We start from the raw sequence: 17,834 nt of genomic DNA, 5'->3' as shown, positions 1-17,834 counted from the left end.
AACCGCTATTTTAGCGATCCGGCCTGTGCCATGCTCGCCACTGGCAGCAAGACCGTTGGCGAGCTTCCATCAGGCCTCGCCCAGCAGCCTAAGCCCGGTGATGCGCTCATGTTCGCGCGCCGCATAACGATCCGTCATACCCGCAATAAAGTCTGCCACCACTCGCGCTCGTTCATGCAGGGTAGTGACGATATGGGCACGCTGAACAAAGCGCGGTTTCATGCGTTCAGGCTCCACCATATAAGCGGCAAACAGCTCTTTCACAACTTGCTGGGCACTGTTCATGGTCTGCATGACTTGAGGGTGCCGATAGAGCTGCCTGAACAGGAACTGCTTTAGCACCAGGGACTGCGCTTTCATCTCTTCGCTGAAACCGATCAGCGTCCGGCCTTGCTGGCGAACCTCCTGCACCGAGCGCACAGCCGCCCGCTCAATACCGGCCTGTGAGTGATGAATGACGTCATAGACCTGGTCACTGAGCATGCGGCGAATGCTCTCATAGAGCAACTTGCGCTGAGCATCCGGCAGAGCCAGATCGGGCCAATCCGCCAATGTCGAGGCGTAATAGCGGGCAAACAACGGCACGGCTTCACGCAGCTGGGCCATGGTGATCAAACCCGATCGAACGCCGTCGTCCACATCATGGGCGTTATAGGCAATCGCATCCGCCAGATTGCATAGCTGCGCCTCCAGAGAAGGCTGAGTGCCATCCAGAAAACGCTGAGCCACGCCGCCGGGCTCACGTGCATTCAGCAATTGCGCATTGTTGAGCGAGCAATGCTTGAGAATTCCCTCGCGCGTTTCAAAAGTCAGGTTCAGACCGTCAAAGGCAGGATAACGCTCCTCCAACCTGTCCACTACACGCAGGCTTTGCAGATTGTGCTCAAAGCCGCCATGGGGCTTCATGCATTCATTGAGCGCATCCTGCCCCGCATGCCCAAAAGGCGTGTGCCCCAGATCATGCGCCAGACAGATGGCTTCAACCAGGTCTTCATCCAGCCGCAAAGAACGCGCGATGGAGCGCCCCAGTTGCGCCACTTCCAGAGAATGCGTGAGCCGGGTTCGGAACAGATCACCCTCATGGTTCACAAAGACCTGGGTCTTGTAAACCAGTCGCCTGAAGGCTGAGGAGTGAACAATGCGATCCCGATCGCGCTGAAAGTCGCTGCGCGTGGGAGCGGGGGGCTCAGCAAAGCGACGCCCGCGGCTTTGCTGGGGATGGCAGGCGTAGGAAGCCAGAGCGGTCATGCAAATCGCCTCAACAACTCGATGCAATGACTCTAACAGCTATGGACTCGCCTCCCCTCAGGGTCTGCTCACATAGCGCCAGCCATCAAGCACAGCAACTGTCGATCACTTCACGCACCAGCGCGTCGGGTGCCGACCTCATCACCGCCTTGCCGGGACCATCGATCAGCACAAAGCGGATTTCACCGGCTTCGGATTTCTTGTCGACCCGCATCAGCTCCAGATAGCGACCAGCATTGTCCAGGGCATCGATGACCGCTGCGCGCACCGGCAAGCCCGCTCGCTCAATCAGCTTGCGCAGACGCGAGACAAAGCTCGCCTCCACCAGGCCAAGACGTTGGGACAGTTCCGCCGCCATCACCATGCCTGCCGCCACACCTTCACCGTGCAGCCAGTTGCCATAACCCATGCCGGCCTCGATCGCATGACCGAAGGTATGACCAAAATTGAGAATCGCGCGAAGACCCGCTTCCTTCTCGTCCTGCCCCACGACCCAGGCCTTGATCTCCACACTTCGCTTGACGGCATGGGCGAGCAGCGCGCGATCACGGCGCAGCAGGCCATCCATGTTCTGCTCAAGCCAGTCGAAGAACTGCATATCGGCAATAGGGCCGTATTTGATGATTTCCCCCAGACCTGCGCTCAACTCGCGCTCGGGCAGGGTATCCAGCGTAGCAAGATCGCAGAGCACCAGCTGCGGCTGGTAGAAGGCCCCAATCATGTTCTTGCCCAGCGGGTGGTTGATGGCGGTCTTGCCTCCCACCGAAGAGTCGACCTGGGACAGCAGCGTGGTCGGCACCTGCACAAAAGGCACGCCGCGCATATAGCTAGCGGCCGCAAAACCCGTCATATCCCCCACCACGCCGCCGCCCAGTGCAAACAGCACCGTCTTGCGATCGCAAGCATGCTGCAGCAGGGCGTCAAAAATCAGGTTCAGCGTCTGCCAGTCCTTGTGCGCTTCGCCATCGGGCAGCACCACCGCATGAACCTGGGCGTACTGGCTGCTCAAAGCCTGCTTGAGTGCAGACAGATAAAGCGGGGCCACGACATCATTCGTCACGACCAGAGCCGCCGCTGCCTTGGGCAATGCCTGCCAGGTGGAGCTCTGGGCCAGCAAGCCCTCTGCAATCACGATGGGATAGCTGCGCTCTCCCAGATCAATATGCACTGTTTCCACGTTCAACCTCTCTCAAAATACATAGCAGGAACCACACGCAATGTATTGACCAACAAGCTTTTCAGCGCAATCAGGAATGCTGACCGAGTTCAATCTGCATGGCCACTCGCTGAGCCACCTGAGTCGCGGACAGGCCGCTTCCTGCCACCACAAAATCCGCCACCTCCTTGTAGAGCGGATCCCTGATGGCATGCAAATCCAGCAAGCGCTGCAAAGGATTGTCCACCTGCAGCAAGGGGCGCTGCGTGTCTCGCTGCAGACGCTTGGCAATTTCATGGGGCGAAGCACTCAGATAGACCACCTGTGCATGCTCGGCCAGCTCTTGCCGGTTTTCAGCCTTAAGCACGGCACCGCCACCTGTGGCAACCACGGTTTTTTCAACGCGTGCCAGCAGCGCGGCCAGGACCTCCTGCTCTACATCCCTGAATCTGGACTCGCCTTCCTTGGCAAAAAAGTCACGAATCGTGCAGCCGATATGCTCTTCGATAGCCACGTCCACATCCACAAAAGGCATGGACCAACGCTTGGCCAAATAGCGTCCGATGGTGGATTTGCCGGAGCCTGGCAAACCCACAAGAGCAATATGAAATTTCTTTAGAACAGTCATCGCGTTACCGTCATCCGCCAATCCGGCCAGTCCGTGATTCTCGCAGGCCGCAGATATTACAAACGAAAAGGCCCGCATCAAATCATGCGGGCCCTATGTAAAAACGGATAACGCCTATTTGCTGGTGCTGCGCGCCTGACTCAGCATCTTGGGAGTGATGAAAACCAGCATTTCACGCTTGCTCGAGGCCTTGGTGTTGCTACGGAACAAGTGCCCCAACACAGGCAGATCTCCGAACAGCGGTACCTTGTTGAGCTGATTGGTCTCCTCCATCTCAAAGATGCCGCCGATCACGACCGTGCCGCCATTCTCGACCAGCACCTGGGTCTTGACATGCTTGGTATCAATGGCGACGCCCTGAGTCGTGGTCTCACCGCGGCTGTCCTTGTTCACATCCAGATCCAGAATGATGTCGCCTTCAGGGGTAATCTGCGGTGTCACTTCGAGCTTCAGCACGGCCTTCTTGAACGCAATCGTCGTGGCGCCGTTCGGCGCCGTGACGGAATAAGGATACTCCGTGCCTTGCTCGATCAAGGCCTTGTTCTGGTCTGCTGTCACCAGACGGGGGTTGGAGATGATCTTGCCGTCGCCTTCAGCTTCCAGAGCGGACAGCTCCAGGGACAGGAAACGCGTCATCGAGCTATTGAAGACCGAAAAAGCGACCTGCCCCACGGTGTTAACACCAGCAACACTGGCCGGCAAATTGACAAAGTTGCCGCTCGGAAACTTGGGGGTCGCTCCGGAATTGCCATCCGGCAGAAACTGGGACGATGTCATGGATGCATTGCTGCCAACAGCCCCTCCGCCGAACTTCACGCCCAGCGAACGACCAAAGGTATCGCGTGCCTCCACAATGCGGGCCTCGATCATGACCTGACGCACGGGCACATCCAGCTTGACCAACAAGGCTTTCATTTCATCGAGCTTGGTCGGCGTGTCGGTCACAAACAGCTGGTTGGTGCGAGGCTCGGAAATAGCCGAGCCGCGCGTGGACAAGAAGCGTGTGCTGGCTCCGGCGCCACCACCGCCACCGCCCGTCGAGGTCGTGATCTGCTGCAGGATGTCTGCGGCCTTGGCGTAGTTGAGCTGGAAGCCTTGTGTGCGCAAGGGCTCGAGCTTCTGAATCTCCATGGCCGCTTCGTAGTCACGCTTGGTGCGCGCATCGATCTCGTCCTTGGGAGCGATCCAGAGCACGGAGCCGGACTTGCGCATGCCCAGTCCTTTGGCATCCATGATGATCTGCAGCGCCTGGTCCCAGGGCACATCCTTGAGACGCAGAGTCAAGGCACCTGTCACCGTGTCCGAGGTGACGATATTGAAGTTGGTGAAGTCCGCAATGACCTGCAGCAAAGAGCGCACTTCAATATTCTGGAAATTGAGCGACAGCTTTTCGCCGCTGTAGCCCGGGCCTTGCGTCAACTTGCTGGTGTCGACCTTTTTCTGGCGCACTTCCACCACGAACTGACTGTCGCTCTGGTAGGCGCTGTGCTCCCAGTCACCCACCGGGTCGATGCGCATGCGCACTCGGTCACCTTGCTGAGTGGTCGATATCGTTTGCACAGGCGTACCGAAATCTCCCACATCAAGCTTCTTGCGCAAATTTTCAGGCAGGGCAGTGCGCAGAAAGTCCACTGTCAGGCCCTTGCCCTCCTGCCTCAGATCCACCCCCACCTGGCTGCTGCCAAGGCTGACTACAACCCGGCCGGAGCCATCGCTACCACGGCGAAAGTCGATACCGCGAATCGGAGCCGCATCAGAGGCTGCCGTCTTGTTCTCAAACACCGGAGCCATGACAGGAGCCGCAGCTGCAGCGGTTGTCGCGGCACCTGCGGGATCGAGCAAGATCAGCAAGGATTTGCCCTGGCGCTGCAAGCGATAGGTCGTGGCCGTCTTCAGGTTCAATACCAGACGTGAGCGACCCGATGCTTCCACCAGATTTGCCGAACGCAGATTGCCCTGATTGAATTCAAGCAACGACTTGCCTGAGCCATTGCTCACACCCGGAAAATCCAGAGCGATACGCGCCGGAGACTGAACCACGAATCCGGTCGGGTCTGCAGCCAGCGGTTCGGACAGCTCGACGCGAATGACCTCGGAGCCTGACTGCAAAGCACCTGTAACAGCCTCAATGCGGGCTTGCGCCCAAGCTGCCGAAGAAAGCAAAAGGCCGCTCAGGGTCAGACCCCAACGGGCCTTCGCCATAGTGCTGCGATTAATACCCATCATTTGCCAACCTCCTGCAACTCCAAAGTGCTTGTTCTTTCAATCCAGTCACCACCGCCATCCTGGACAATTTCTCTTAGCTGGATGGAGTTTTCCGTAATCTTGGTGATCTTTCCGTAGTTCTGCCCCAGATAGTTACCGACACGTACCTGATAGAGCAGGCCGCCGACCTTGACCAAGGCCGTGGGCACGTTCTTTTTGTCGAGACTGCCCACCATGGTCATGGTGTCCAGCGGCTCGGCCTCCAGCGGCTCCTTGCGACGACTCAGCTCTGGCGTGAGCAACGCCGTGCTGATGTTGGATTGCGCAGACTCCTTGCGCAGCACCTGGATCAGCTTGAGCGGATTGAAGGGTTCCATGCCATCAGCCCCTGTATAGGCCTGGGGCTTGAAAGGCTTGGGCTCCTCCAGAGGCGTCACGCGAGGCCTGGCATTGGCACGCTCCTGCGCCAACCACTCACGCAGTTGCTCCTCCTCGGAGGAGGTGCAAGCCGACAGCAAAGCACTGCTCATCAGGACCAGCCAGACAGGGCTCAAGAATGCTCTGCTCATTTCTTCCCCTTGGCCGCGTTGCGCTGCGCCTTGACTTCGTCCGCATCCAGATAGCGGAATGTCCGTGCCGTAGCATCCATGGACAGCACATCCGTGTCCTTGCCGCCCGGGGCGATGGACAGATTGTTCAAGGTCACGATACGCGACAGAAAAGCGATATCCGAGGCAAAAGCACCGATGTCGTGATAGCGCCCCGTCACCTTCAGGGTGATTGGCAGCTCGGCGTAGTACTCCTTGGTCACCATGGCGCCAGGGCGGAATACTTCAAACTGCAGACTACGTCCCAAGCCGGCCTGGTTGATATCGGAAAGCAGAGCTGCCATCTCCGCCTTGCTGGGCAGTTGCTTTTCCAGCTGCGTCACATACTGCTGCACCTGCTCGCGCTGCTTCTTCAAGCCCTCCAGGCTCACTGCCTTGACCATTTTCTTGGAATAGTCTTCACGCAGAGTCACCTCGGTCGCACGCTCGGCGTCGAGCTCTGCTTCGTAATCCTTCAGAACGACGAACCACAGCAAGGCTGCGACAACGACTGCAACGGCAACATACAGCAGTGCCTTTGGCAAGGCGGGCCAGACTGAAGGGTCATTCGGATCCAGATTCCGGAATTGGCGCTGAATTCTCTCTTGCAGCGCAGCGAAGTCGATGTCCAGAGATTTCTTCTTTTTTGCCATTACTGCGCCTTCACAGAGGAGCTTGCAGCTTGCAGATTTTTCTCTGCATCGCTGGCCCGGGTCAGATTGAAGCGCAATGTGAATGCAGCTGCACGGCGCTTGTCCTTGGCAGTCACATCAACAGTCTTGGCCACAATTTCCATCAGCTCCGGCTTGGAGAACCAGGGCGAGCCATCCGTCAGATTGCGCAGCATCTCGGAAATACGCTCGTTCGACTGTGCAGTTCCCTGCATGGTCACCGACAGGCCTTCTTGCTTGATGCTGCTGATGTAGACACCGTCCGGCAGTTGCTTGACCAGCTCATTGAGCATGTACACCGGCAGATTGCGGTCGGACTGCAGATCCTCGACGGCCTTCTGGCGTGCCCGCAGGGCAGTAATTTCAGCCTCCAGGCCTTCGATTTCCTTGATCTGTGTCTCCAGGACCTTGATTTCGGAGCGCAGCAGATTGTTCTTGTTCTGCTGGCCCTCGATCATCATCTGGAAGTACCAGTAGATCAGTGCTGCGATCAGCAGTCCACCCAGCGCGCCCAGCACCATATTGACCTGAAACGCTTCTTTACGGCGCTTCTTGGCCGCTTCGCGATGCGGTAAAAGGTTAATCAGTATCACTCTTGAAACCTCCGCATGGCCAAACCGCAAGAGGTCAGATAGGACGGCGCTTCACGCGCCATCTTCTTCAGACGCACGCCGCTGCCAATTTCCATGCCTTCGAAGGGATTGGCAAGACTGCAGGCACATCCAGTCTGCTGGCTGACGGCATCCACCAGCCCCGGCAAGGACGACGATCCACCTGCCAGCAAAACATGATCGACGCGGTTATAGGGAGTACTCGTGAAGAAGAACTGCAACGCTCGCGCCACTTCCTGGGTCAGGCTTTGCACGAAGGGCTTGAGCACGCCAGCCGCGTAGTCGTCCGGCAATTCGCCGCTGCGCTTCTTGGCCTCCGCCTCTTCCGGAGAAAAACCGTACTGACGTGCAATCAACTGGGTAAGCTGTGCACCGCCAAAGGCCAAAGGCCTGATCACGCTCATACAGCACCTCGTCATTGCGAAGCACCTGCATGCTGGTAGTCATTGCGCCCACCTCGAATAGCGCCACGACGGCGTCACGCCCGGCATTGGGCAAACGCGACACCAGACGCGTTGCCGCCATTCGGGCGGCATAGGGCTCGATATCGATGACGATGGGCTTGAGACCGGCAGCCTCGGCCAGGCCCTGGCGGTCCTGCACTTTTTCCTTGCGCGATGCAGCGATCAGCACATCCACATCGCCAGGCGACACCAGCGACGGGCCTATGACACAGAAATCCAGGCTCACCTCATCGAGCGAGAACGGAATGTATTGATTGGCTTCGGACTCGACCTGAACTTCCATTTCCAGTTCGGTCAAGCCGGCTGGCAAGGTGATCTTCTTCGTAATCACTGCAGCGGCTGGCAACGCCATGGCCACTTGCTTTGTACGCGTTCCGCTTTTCTTGACCAGGCGGCGCACAGCCTCCGCCACCTCATCAAATTTCTCAATATTGCCGTCGGTGATCCAGCCTTTTTCAAGAGGCTCAATCGCACAACGCTCCAGTTGCCACTCGCCGGATTTGCTTTTGGCCAGCTCGACCAGCTTCACGCTGGAGGAGCTGACATCAATGCCAAGCAAAGGTGCAGGCTGACGGCTGAATAAAGAACTCAGAGCAATCAACATGCCCCCCCAGGTTTGTAAGAATGGAAACAAAAGCCAGCAATACCCCGGAATCCTAGCAGCAAGCTATAGCAGCACATGCTTTGCTGCAGCGCTTTTCACCGTATTTCGTGGTCAAAAAAAGACAAACTTGTGTAACGTCAAACCGCAAGAACCTCAGCCCTTGCGCATACTGGTGCTTACCCTGTGATTTAGGATTCAATCAAAGCGCGGCCCCCACCCGGCCGCCACGATGCTTTTCCGGGCGGCATTTCTATAATGCCCTACCCCTTGCCAATACTGCGAAATGCCGCCATCAGAACATTCTGCTCACCAGGCACCTGCGCCTGGGTCTCAAACTCCCAAAAAACGCATGCACTGGCTGCCGCGTTCCATTTTCTGGCTGATCGGACTTGCCGTCGCCGCCGCCCTGGCCGTTTTGCTGGCCGTGGCCGTGGCGCTGGCCATGGCTTACCCCAATCTTCCAGACGTCTCCGAACTTGCAGACTACCGCCCCAAGCTACCGCTGCGGGTCTACTCCAGCGAAGGCGCTCTGCTGGGCGAATTTGGGGAGGAGCGTCGCACCCTGACGCCCATCAACGAGATCCCCAAGGTCATGACGGATGCCGTGCTGGCCATCGAAGACACCCGCTTCTTCGAGCATGGCGGCGTGGACTACAAGGGCATGCTGCGTGCTGCGCTGGCCAACCTGGGCAAGGTAAAGAGCCAGGGCGCCTCCACCATCACCATGCAGGTCGCACGCAATGTCTACCTCTCTTCCGAGAAGACCTATACCCGCAAGATCTACGAAATCCTGCTGACCTTCAAGCTTGAGCACTTGCTCACCAAGGAGCAGATCCTCGAGATCTACATGAACCAGATTTTCCTTGGCAATCGTGCCTATGGCTTTGCAGCAGCCTGTGAAGCCTATTTCGGCCATCCGCTCAAGGACATCACGGTGGCCGAAGCCGCCATGCTGGCCGGCCTGCCCAAGGCCCCATCGGCCTACAACCCGATCAGCAACCCCAAGCGCGCTCGCATCCGCCAGCTCTACATCATCGAGCGCATGGAGGAAAACGGCTTCATCACCGCAGAGCAGGCCAGGCAGGCCCGCGAAGAGCCGCTCAAGCTGCGTACTGCCGCCAATTCGACCCGTGTACATGCAGAGTACGTGGCTGAAATGGCCCGTCAACTGATCTTTGCCCAATACGGCAGCGACGCCTATACCCGCGGCCTGAACGTCTACACCACTCTCAATGCCGGTGAACAAGAGGCTGCCTACAAGGCTTTGCGCGAAGGCATCATGAACTACGAACGCCGCCAGAAGTACCGTGGCCCCGAGAAGTTCATCACTCTGCCAGTCAACGCACAGGAGCTGGAAGACGCCATCGACGATGCCCTGGCCAACCATCCCGACAACGGCGATGTGGTTGCGGCCGTGGTGCTGGAAGCCTCGCCGCGCAAGATTGTCGCGGCCCGTGCGGACGGTACCCATTTCGAGATCACGGGGGACAACCTCAAGCCCGCCGAATCCGGCCTCAGCCCCAAGGCACCGCCCAATATCAAGATCCGCCCCGGTGCCGTGATCCGCGCCATCAAGAACGCCAAGGGTGCCTGGGAAATCACCCAGCTGCCCGAAGTCGAAGGCGCTTTTGTGGCCATGTCCACGCAAACCGGTGCCATCCGCGCGCTGATCGGTGGCTTCGACTTCGAAAAGAACAAGTTCAACCATGTGACCCAGGCCTGGCGCCAGCCCGGCTCCAGCTTCAAGCCATTCATCTACTCGGCGGCGCTGGAGCACGGCTTCTCGCCCTCCACCATGATCAATGACGCACCGATCTTCTTCAGTGCGGCAACCACCGGTGGTCAGCCCTGGGAGCCCAAGAACTACGACGGCCGCTACGACGGCCCCATGACCATGCGTACGGGCCTGAACAAGTCCAAGAACATGATCTCCATCCGGTTGCTGCAGGCCATCGGCCCCAAGACCGGGCAGGAATGGGCGACCCGCTTCGGCTTTGAAGCCGCCAAACAGCCCGCCTACCTGACCATGGCTTTGGGCGCCGGCTCCGTCACGCCGCTGCAGATGGCGGGAGCCTATTCGGTGTTTGCCAACGGCGGCCACCGCATCAACCCCTGGCTGATTGCCCGCGTGACAGACCACAAGGGTCGCATCCTCTCCGAGTTCACCCCTCCGGCGGTGAAGGAACTGCCCCAGGCCATTCCCGAGCGCAACGCCTTCCTCACCGGCACCCTGCTCAATGATGTGGCACGCGTGGGCACGGCTGCACGTGCGCAGGCCACTCTCAAGCGCCCCGACCTGTATGGCAAGACCGGCACCACCAATGACTCGGTGGACGCCTGGTTTGCCGGCTACCAGCCCAGCCTTGCCGCAGTCTCGTGGATCGGCTACGACACCCCGCGCAACCTGGGTTCGCGCGAAACCGGTGGCGGCCTGAGCCTGCCCATCTGGATCAGCTTCATGCAGCACGCACTCAAGGGTGTGCCGGTGGCCGAAGTGCAAACCCCGCCCGGCGTGGTCAATATGGGCGGCGACTGGTATTACGAAGAAAACGCCCGCAACGGCGGCGTCTCCAGCCTCGGCATGGAAGGTGCCTCCGATCCTGGCAACGCAGGCCCGGGTGCCACCCAGCCGCCGGCCGCAGAGGAGCGCAGCCGCATTCTGGACCTGTTCAGAAACTAAGCCCTCGCAAAGCAAAAAGCCTGCCTCTCGTCGAGGCAGGCTTTTTTTATTCCAGCGCCCTGAAGACTCAGGCCAGGGCCTTGAACTCCAGCGCCATACCTGACTGCTCGCTCGCGTATTGCGTCAGATTGGCAAAGAACTCGCCAGCACCCTTGGTGTCCAGCCAGACTTTCTTGTCCTCGTCAAAGCGATAGTGAAAGCCGCCTGCCTTGGCCGCCAGCCAGATTTCATGCAGGGGCTTTTGCTGGTTGATGACAATCTGGCTGCGATTGGCAAACACCAAAGTCACCATGCCGCCCACGCGCTGGGCATCAAGGTCGGCATCGGTTTCGTCGTCGATGCGATCGCAGCATTGCTCCACAGCCAGCAGAAGTTGGTCGGCGCGATCCAGATATTCAAGGTCAGTCATTACAATTTGCCCATGTTGAAAGCCAACCAAATTTTAGTCAGGAGCATTGCCCTTGCGGCTTGTGCGGCGTCCCTGGCAGCACTTTCCGCCTGCGGGCAAAAAGGCCCGCTCTATCTGCCTACAGATCCTGCGGCGCAGGGTCGCGCCACGCTGCCCGAAACGCTGGGCATTTCCACCAAGCCTTCCAGTGCAACAACACCGGCAACGAAAGCCACGCCGATAGAGGCTGACGAGATGCCCCAGACCGATGCCAAGCCCTGAGGCTTGATGCACATCAACATGGCGCCCGGACTTACTCTCTAGAGTGATGGCATCTTGTCCTTTGACAAACTGCCATGTCCATTGAGCTCTATCGCGACAAAAACCACGTCTGTCTGATGTTCACCGACCTCATCGAGGAGGACGGTCAGGCCATTCAGGCCAACCAGTTCCTGATCGTGGACAACGGCACGGGCGCCATCATTGATCCCGGTGGCAACCTGGCTTTCAACGAGCTGTTCATGGGCATGTCGCGGCATTTCCCGCCGCAAAAGCTCGCCTATCTGATTGCCTCTCACGCCGACCCGGACATCATTGCCTCGCTGGATCGCTGGATGAGCAGCACGCGCGCACAACTGGTCATCTCGCGCATCTGGGAGCGCTTTGCACCGCACTTCACCAAGGTGGGCAAGACGGAAAACCGCGTCATCGGCGTACCTGACTCGGGCGGGCGCCTGCCTCTGGGCCATAGCGAGCTGGTGCTGCTGCCCGCGCATTTTCTGCATGCCGAGGGCAACTTCCACTTCTACGACCCGATCAGCAAAATTCTGTTCACGGGCGACCTGGGCGTTTCTCTGACCACCGGCGCAGAAGCGCAGAAGCCCGTCACCGACCTCGCTCCCCATATCTCGCGCATGGAAGGCTTTCACCGCCGCTACATGGTCTCCAACAAGATTCTGAGGCTATGGGTGCAGATGGCACGGCAGTTGCCCATAGACATGATCGTGCCCCAGCATGGCGCGCCCATCATGGGCAAACAGGCGATTGGCGACCTGTTCAACTGGCTCGAAGGCCTGCAATGCGGAATCGACCTGTTCGACCAGCGCGCTTACCAACTGCCTTCAGCCGAGATCGACCCGGTCTCGCGTCAAGTACGTCCGCCGCTGCGCGCCGTGGCCGGTTGATTGCTTCTGAGTGCACGCAGCACTCGCCAGCCAAGCAAGCTGCCGAGAATGGCCGCATAGACGGCCACCTCGGCAAAATTGTTCTTGCCGGCGCGCATCCAGAAAAAATGCAGCAAAGCCAGAGGCACCGCCACATAGACGGCACGGTGCAGCCATTGCCAGCGCCTGCCGCCCAGAGCCCTGAGCATGAACTTTGGCGAGGTGACGGCCAGCACCAGCAGCAGCAGCCAGGTGCTGAAACCTACCAAGATAAAGGGACGCTTGGGAATATCGGCCACGATATCGCCCCAGTCCAGCCCCACGTCGAACCAGGCATAGCAAAGCAGGTGCAGACAGGCGTAGAAGAACACGTACAGGCCCAGCATGCGCCGGTAACGCACCAGCAGATTCCAGCCGCTGATCTGGCGCAGCGGCGTCACCGCCAGCACGATGCAGAGAAAACGCAGGGTCCAGTCGCCCGTGCTGCGCAGCAGGGCTTCGGCCGGATTGGCCCCCAGCCCGTCGGTGAACGCCGCATAGAACAGCCATGCACAAGGCAGCAGGCACAGCGTGAAGACCAGTGGCTTGACCCAGGGCCTGAGCAACCAGGCCTGCATCAGTAGAACTTCTTCAGGTCCATGCCCGCATACAGCGACGCCACCTGATCGCCATAGCCGTTGAACAGCAGTGTCTTGCGGCGCTTGGCGAACAACCCGCCCTCGCCGATGCGCCGTTCGGTGGCCTGGCTCCAGCGCGGATGATCGACCTCGGGGTTCACATTGGAATAAAAGCCGTACTCGTTGCGTGCCGCCTTGTTCCAGGCGGTGCCGGGCTCCTTGTCGGTCAGACGGATCGCCACCAGCGACTTGGCGCTCTTGAAACCATATTTCCAGGGCACGACCAGACGCAGCGGCGCACCATTCTGGTTGGGCAGAATCTCGCCATACATGCCGAAAGCCAGCATCGTCAGCGGGTGCATGGCCTCATCCAGCCGCAAGCCTTCGGTATAGGGCCAGTCCAGCACGCCGCTTCTGAGCCCTGGCATCTGGGCCTTGTCGGCCAGGGTGACGAATTCCACATACCTGGCGCCGGCGAGTGGCTGCACTTTCCTAAGCAGCTCGGACAGCGAGTAGCCCACCCAGGGGATGACCATGGACCAGCCCTCCACGCAGCGCAGGCGGTAGATGCGCTCCTCCATGGGCGCGAGCTTGAGCAGGCTGTCGATGTCCAGGGTCTGCGGCTTCTGCACCAGACCTTCGATGCGCACCGTCCAGGGCCGGGTCTTGAGCGTGTGCGCATTGCGTGCAGGCTCGTCCTTGTCCAGACCGAACTCGTAGTAGTTATTGTAGCTGGTCACGTCCTGATAGCTGGTGGCCGCCTCCACGGTCATGGCGCCGGCCACCTTGCTGGCCACGCCCTTCAGGGCGGGCAGATGCACGCGGTCGGCCGCAGCCAGCGCGTCACGGCCGGCCCAGCCCGCCAGGCTCGCACCCGCCGCCCCCATGGCCAGGGTCTGCAGAAAGTCCCGGCGCTGCCGGTATTGAGCCTGCGGCGTGATCTCGCTGGCCAGTGGATGTTCAAAGCCTTGGTTGCGGTGACGTATCAGCATAGGAATGCTCCCAAACGACGATCAAGAGTAGTGCGATTTGGAAGCCCACTGCGTCAGCAAAGTTCCTCCAAACTTCTCAATAAAAAAGGAGCTTCTTGCACTTGATGATCAAGGGTTTCATAGTGTTTTCAACCTGAAACCCTTATTCAATCAGCGCAAGCAGCTCCTGTTTTTTGGAGTGCCTGGTGCGAGGCCTACAGCTCGCCGTAGCTGTGCAGACCCGACAGGAACATGTTCACACCCAGGAAGGCAAAGGTGGTGACGGCCAGACCCGCCAGCGCCCACCAGGCGGACACCGTGCCGCGCAGGCCCTTCATCAATCGCATGTGCAGCCAGGCCGCATAGTTGAGCCAGACGATCAGCGCCCAGGTCTCCTTGGGGTCCCAGCTCCAGTAGCCGCCCCAGGCCTCGGCCGCCCAGAGTGCACCGAGCACGGTGGCAATGGTGAAAAAGGCAAAGCCCACGGCGATGGCCTTGTACATCACGTCATCCAGAATCTCGAACGAAGGCAGGCGTGCGGCAATGCGCTTGCGCGAGAGCAGAATGCCGGCCACGATCAGGGCCGAGATGCCGAAGTACACCATCCAGTAGCTGCCGCCGTTCTCGGTCGCGCCCTTGCGAAAGACGATGGGCTCGAAGCACAGCACCACGCCCAGCAGCCACAGCGGTGCAAGCTTGTACCACTTGGTCTCGGTGGCCTGCTGCTTGATCAGATAGGCAAACGCCACCATGGCAGACAGCGCGAACGTGCCGTAGCCTATGAAGTTGGCGGGCACATGCAGCTTCATCCACCAGCTCTTGAGGGCAGGCACCAGGGGCTGAATCTCATGGGCCTGGCGCACCAGCGTGTACCAGAGCAGAAAACCCACGGCCGCGCTGACCACCAGCATCACAAAACCGCCCAGGGCACGCGTGTCGTAATGCTGCTCGTAGTACAGATAGAAGATGGCCGTCATCCAGCAGAACATGACGAACACTTCGTAGAGATTGCTGACGGGGATATGGCCGATGTCAGGACCCAGCAGATAGCTCTCGTACCAGCGCACCATGGTGCCGATCAGCGCCATGGCGACGGCCAGCCAGGCCAAGCGCGAGCCCAGCAGCGACATCACCGAGCGCTCGCCCTTGGCAAACACGCCTATCCAGTAGAAAGCCGTACTGATGAAGAACACCATGCTCATCCACAGGATGGCGGACTGGCTGGAGAGGAAGTACTTCAGGCCGAAGACGGTCTCCGATCGTGCCAGTTCGCCGCCATCTCCTCCCTGGTACAGACCGATGGTCATCAGCGAGAAGCCGGCCACGGTCAGCATCAGCACCGCCAGCGGGCGCCAGAACCAGCCCATCCAGATCATGGCCGGGATGGTCGCCAGCAAAATGCCCTTCTCATACACATCCATATAGGCGGCGTAGCGCTGCAGCGCATAGCCCAGGCCCACTGCCACCACGACCGCGAACAACCAGTCAAACCAGTTGCGGCGGGCGAAATAGCCTTCGTTCAGAGTCAATGTCGTGGTTACGGTGTTCATACAGAACCTCCGGGAGTCTTCTTTTGTAAGGGCTTGGCCCCGATCAGCTTGTCGGCCAGCATGACGAATTCGCGGTCGCCATCCATGGTCTTGCGGTTGGTGGACAAAGCCATGTTCGCATGGCTGGCACCGTTCGCAGGGGTCAGCCAGATCCAGATGCGGCGGTCACGCACGTACAGCATGGCAAAAACACCGATGATCAGGAAGAGGCAACCCAGGTAAACAATGTTTTTACCGGGAGCTCTCGCCACCTGGAACACGCTGGCCTGCACCTGCTTGAAGTCCTGCAGCATGAAGACCACGGGTGCCGGATAGAACTGCGCATCGCTGAGCGAGAACACCGATTGCGTCATGAAGGCCTGGGTCTTCTCGTCGTTCTCGAAAGGCTTGAGCCCCGCCTGCTGGCGCACCTGCTGGGCCAGCTCGAACAGCACGCCGTTCAGAATCCGCACCAGCACCTCACCGGCGCGCTCGCGCTCGGCCTCGGGCACATTGCTGTCCATGAAGTCCGATATCGCCTGCAGACCCCCGAGCTGGCGGCCGTCAGGGCCCTTGAGCTTGGCGTCCTGACCAGCAAACAGCTCCAGCGCCTTGAGAGCGGACTGCGTCAGCGGCTCGGCCAGCTCGGGCTTGGAGACATCGACCGCCCGCTGCACATAGGCACGCGCCGCCTTTTCGGCCTGGGTCTTGCTCTGCATGGCCTGGCGCAGCTGCATGAAGGTGTTCATCGTGCCTTCAGGATCGGCAGGCACGCGCAGATAGCGCATCTGGTCGGCCTGGTTCTCACGCACGCCAAGCAGGAAAACGGGCTGGCCCTCGCCCGTGTCCACGGGCAGCATGTAGTTCTGGAACTCGCGCGCCTGACCCGAGGCATCGCGCAGCTTGTAGCCCACGCTGGGGCCGATATTGCGCAAATCCTTTTTGTCCGTGGTCTTGTGGGCAGCGCCCAGACGCTCGTCGATGGCCTGCTTCAGGTCGACCTTGCGCACATCGGTACCGGCGCCGCCCTTGTCCTGGCCGCCGAAGTTCTCCACATTGATGGTGCGCAGCGCCGTGTACTCCAGCGTCACCTTGTCCTGCTGGCCATCGGCCAGCTTGCGCACGAACTCGGTGGAGTTGCCGATCACGCCCTCCACGTCGAAGGGCTGGGAGACGCCATCCATGGGCACGGCATGCAGCTTGACGCTGGAGCCGCCATCATCGAAGCTGCTCTGGTAGATCTCGATGCCTTTGTAGCTGGCCGGATGGTTCACTTCCACGCGCTTTTCCAGCTTCTCGCCAGTGGCGCGGTCATGAATCACTATATCGCTGGCAAACAGCTTGGGCATGCCGGTGGAGTAGTACTCCACGATGAATTTCTTGAGTTCTACCGAAAATGGCAGATCCTGCAGCAAGATGCCATCCGATTGATTCAGGATGGCCGTGCCGGACTGCGTACCTTCGGACACCATGAGATTGCCGCGGAAGGTCGGATTCTTGATGGACAGACGGTGTTCGGGCGCCACGTCCGAGATCATGCCGCCACCGGTATAAGGTGTTTTACCGCCCAGCAGCATCTGGGCCCGCACGATGAGATCGCCGTCAAACAGGCCGCCAATGCAGATCAGCACAATCGCACAATGCGCGGCGATATAACCCAGCTTGTTGGCCGCACCGGCCTTGGCAGCCAGCATCCAGCCGGTGCCGGGCCCGGCCGCCGTATCGCGCTGCTGCATCTTGACCTTCCAGCCGCCAGACACCAGTTGCTGGCCAAGGCGCTTGGCCGCCTCTTCGGTGCTACCCGCCACATCCGCCTCGGCGCGATGGTGGAAGGCCTTGAGGCTTTGCTCGCGGAGGTTCTCCTTGTAGTTGCGGATGTCGGCCAGATATTTGGGAGCATGGCGGCTCACGCACAACGAGGTGCTGATGACTAGGAAGGCCAGAATCAGCAGAAACCACCAGGCGCTGTAGACCGCATTGAGCTTCAGCGCCAGAAACAGCTGCGCCCAGAAGGGACCAAACTGATTGACATAGTTGACCAGCGGTTCATGTTGCTTGAGCACCGTGCCGATGACCGATGCGATGCAGATCACCGTGAGCAGTGAAATCGCAAAGCGCATGGAGGCCAGCAACTCCAGAGTCGCGCGCACTGCCTGTGAGCGAGAGGAGTCACGATCGCGAAGTGGAAGGTCTGACATGAGGATGAGATAGAGCCGAACGCAAAAAGGCGGGCCATCTGCTGAACTAGCCGATGGGCCCGCCTGACTTGGGGGGTGCCAGATGCCTGAAAGTTCCCGGAGTCACCCGCGCAT

Annotated in this window: 15 protein-coding genes and 1 pseudogene; 3 read left to right on the top strand and 13 right to left on the bottom strand. The window is 59.6% G+C overall.

Annotated features, from left to right (window positions below):
- Window positions 1-69: 69 nt before the first annotated feature.
- The 8 genes and pseudogenes from CTR2_RS03550 to CTR2_RS03515 form a co-directional block, all read right to left on the bottom strand.
- Window positions 70-1,248, bottom strand: a complete 1,179-nt coding sequence (locus tag CTR2_RS03550) for a deoxyguanosinetriphosphate triphosphohydrolase (RefSeq protein ID WP_087085052.1) — start codon at window positions 1,246-1,248, stop codon at window positions 70-72.
- Between the two features lie 85 nt (window positions 1,249-1,333).
- Entirely contained in the window at window positions 1,334-2,431 is a 1,098-nt protein-coding gene (aroB, locus tag CTR2_RS03545) for a 3-dehydroquinate synthase (RefSeq protein ID WP_087085053.1), read from the bottom strand.
- A 64-nt stretch (window positions 2,432-2,495) separates the two neighbouring features.
- A complete protein-coding gene (locus tag CTR2_RS03540; RefSeq protein ID WP_087085054.1) occupies window positions 2,496-3,032 on the bottom strand; it encodes a shikimate kinase in 537 nt (178 codons plus the stop codon).
- A gap of 114 nt (window positions 3,033-3,146) precedes the next feature.
- Window positions 3,147-5,258, bottom strand: coding sequence for a type IV pilus secretin PilQ (locus CTR2_RS03535; protein ID WP_087085055.1), 2,112 nt, complete (start codon window positions 5,256-5,258; stop codon window positions 3,147-3,149).
- Window positions 5,255-5,806 (bottom strand): pilus assembly protein PilP, encoded by a 552-nt coding sequence (locus CTR2_RS03530; protein ID WP_087085056.1) that lies wholly within the window; start codon window positions 5,804-5,806, stop codon window positions 5,255-5,257. Before CTR2_RS03530 ends, CTR2_RS03535 begins: the two co-directional genes overlap by 4 nt.
- Window positions 5,803-6,477 carry a type IV pilus inner membrane component PilO gene (locus tag CTR2_RS03525; protein ID WP_087085057.1) on the bottom strand — a complete coding sequence of 225 codons (675 nt, stop codon included), beginning with the start codon at window positions 6,475-6,477 and terminating at the stop codon, window positions 5,803-5,805. Before CTR2_RS03525 ends, CTR2_RS03530 begins: the two co-directional genes overlap by 4 nt.
- Window positions 6,477-7,088, bottom strand: coding sequence for a PilN domain-containing protein (locus CTR2_RS03520; protein ID WP_087085058.1), 612 nt, complete (start codon window positions 7,086-7,088; stop codon window positions 6,477-6,479). The genes CTR2_RS03525 and CTR2_RS03520 overlap by 1 nt, the downstream gene beginning before the upstream one ends.
- Window positions 7,085-8,174, bottom strand: a pseudogene (locus CTR2_RS03515) (pilus assembly protein PilM). Before CTR2_RS03515 ends, CTR2_RS03520 begins: the two are co-directional and overlap by 4 nt.
- A gap of 349 nt (window positions 8,175-8,523) precedes the next feature.
- On the opposite strand from CTR2_RS03515, the gene CTR2_RS03510 reads away from it, so the two are divergent.
- Complete coding sequence (locus CTR2_RS03510; RefSeq protein ID WP_087085059.1) at window positions 8,524-10,854, top strand: penicillin-binding protein 1A; 2,331 nt, start codon at window positions 8,524-8,526, stop codon at window positions 10,852-10,854.
- Window positions 10,855-10,921: 67 nt separating this feature from the next.
- On the opposite strand, the gene cyaY is transcribed toward CTR2_RS03510, so the two are convergent.
- Complete coding sequence (cyaY, locus tag CTR2_RS03505) at window positions 10,922-11,263, bottom strand: iron donor protein CyaY (protein ID WP_087085060.1); 342 nt, start codon at window positions 11,261-11,263, stop codon at window positions 10,922-10,924.
- A 12-nt stretch (window positions 11,264-11,275) separates the two neighbouring features.
- On the opposite strand from cyaY, the gene lptM reads away from it, so the two are divergent.
- Window positions 11,276-11,524, top strand: a complete 249-nt coding sequence (lptM, locus tag CTR2_RS03500; RefSeq protein ID WP_087085061.1) for an LPS translocon maturation chaperone LptM — start codon at window positions 11,276-11,278, stop codon at window positions 11,522-11,524.
- Between the two features lie 74 nt (window positions 11,525-11,598).
- A complete protein-coding gene (locus tag CTR2_RS03495) occupies window positions 11,599-12,426 on the top strand; it encodes an oxygen-binding di-iron domain-containing protein (RefSeq protein WP_087085062.1) in 828 nt (275 codons plus the stop codon).
- Here the strand turns inward: CTR2_RS03495 and CTR2_RS03490 are convergent.
- The 4 genes from CTR2_RS03490 to CTR2_RS03475 all read right to left on the bottom strand — a co-directional run bounded on the left by CTR2_RS03490 (window position 12,390) and on the right by CTR2_RS03475 (window position 17,720).
- A complete protein-coding gene (locus CTR2_RS03490) occupies window positions 12,390-13,022 on the bottom strand; it encodes a protein-methionine-sulfoxide reductase heme-binding subunit MsrQ (protein WP_087085063.1) in 633 nt (210 codons plus the stop codon). The genes CTR2_RS03495 and CTR2_RS03490 overlap by 37 nt on opposite strands.
- A complete protein-coding gene (gene msrP, locus CTR2_RS03485; protein WP_087085064.1) occupies window positions 13,022-14,014 on the bottom strand; it encodes a protein-methionine-sulfoxide reductase catalytic subunit MsrP in 993 nt (330 codons plus the stop codon). Before msrP ends, CTR2_RS03490 begins: the two co-directional genes overlap by 1 nt.
- Window positions 14,015-14,208: 194 nt before the next feature.
- Window positions 14,209-15,543 carry a c-type cytochrome biogenesis protein CcsB gene (ccsB, locus tag CTR2_RS03480; protein ID WP_087085065.1) on the bottom strand — a complete coding sequence of 445 codons (1,335 nt, stop codon included), beginning with the start codon at window positions 15,541-15,543 and terminating at the stop codon, window positions 14,209-14,211.
- Complete coding sequence (locus CTR2_RS03475) at window positions 15,540-17,720, bottom strand: cytochrome c biogenesis protein ResB (protein ID WP_087085066.1); 2,181 nt, start codon at window positions 17,718-17,720, stop codon at window positions 15,540-15,542. Before CTR2_RS03475 ends, ccsB begins: the two co-directional genes overlap by 4 nt.
- Window positions 17,721-17,834 lie beyond the last annotated feature (114 nt).

It is taken from the genome of Comamonas thiooxydans, assembly GCF_002157685.2.
GTDB classification, from domain to species: Bacteria; Pseudomonadota; Gammaproteobacteria; order Burkholderiales; family Burkholderiaceae_C; genus Comamonas; species Comamonas testosteroni_H.
Note: the sequence above shows the minus strand (reverse complement) of the source record. Positions and strands in the feature narration are given on the sequence as shown.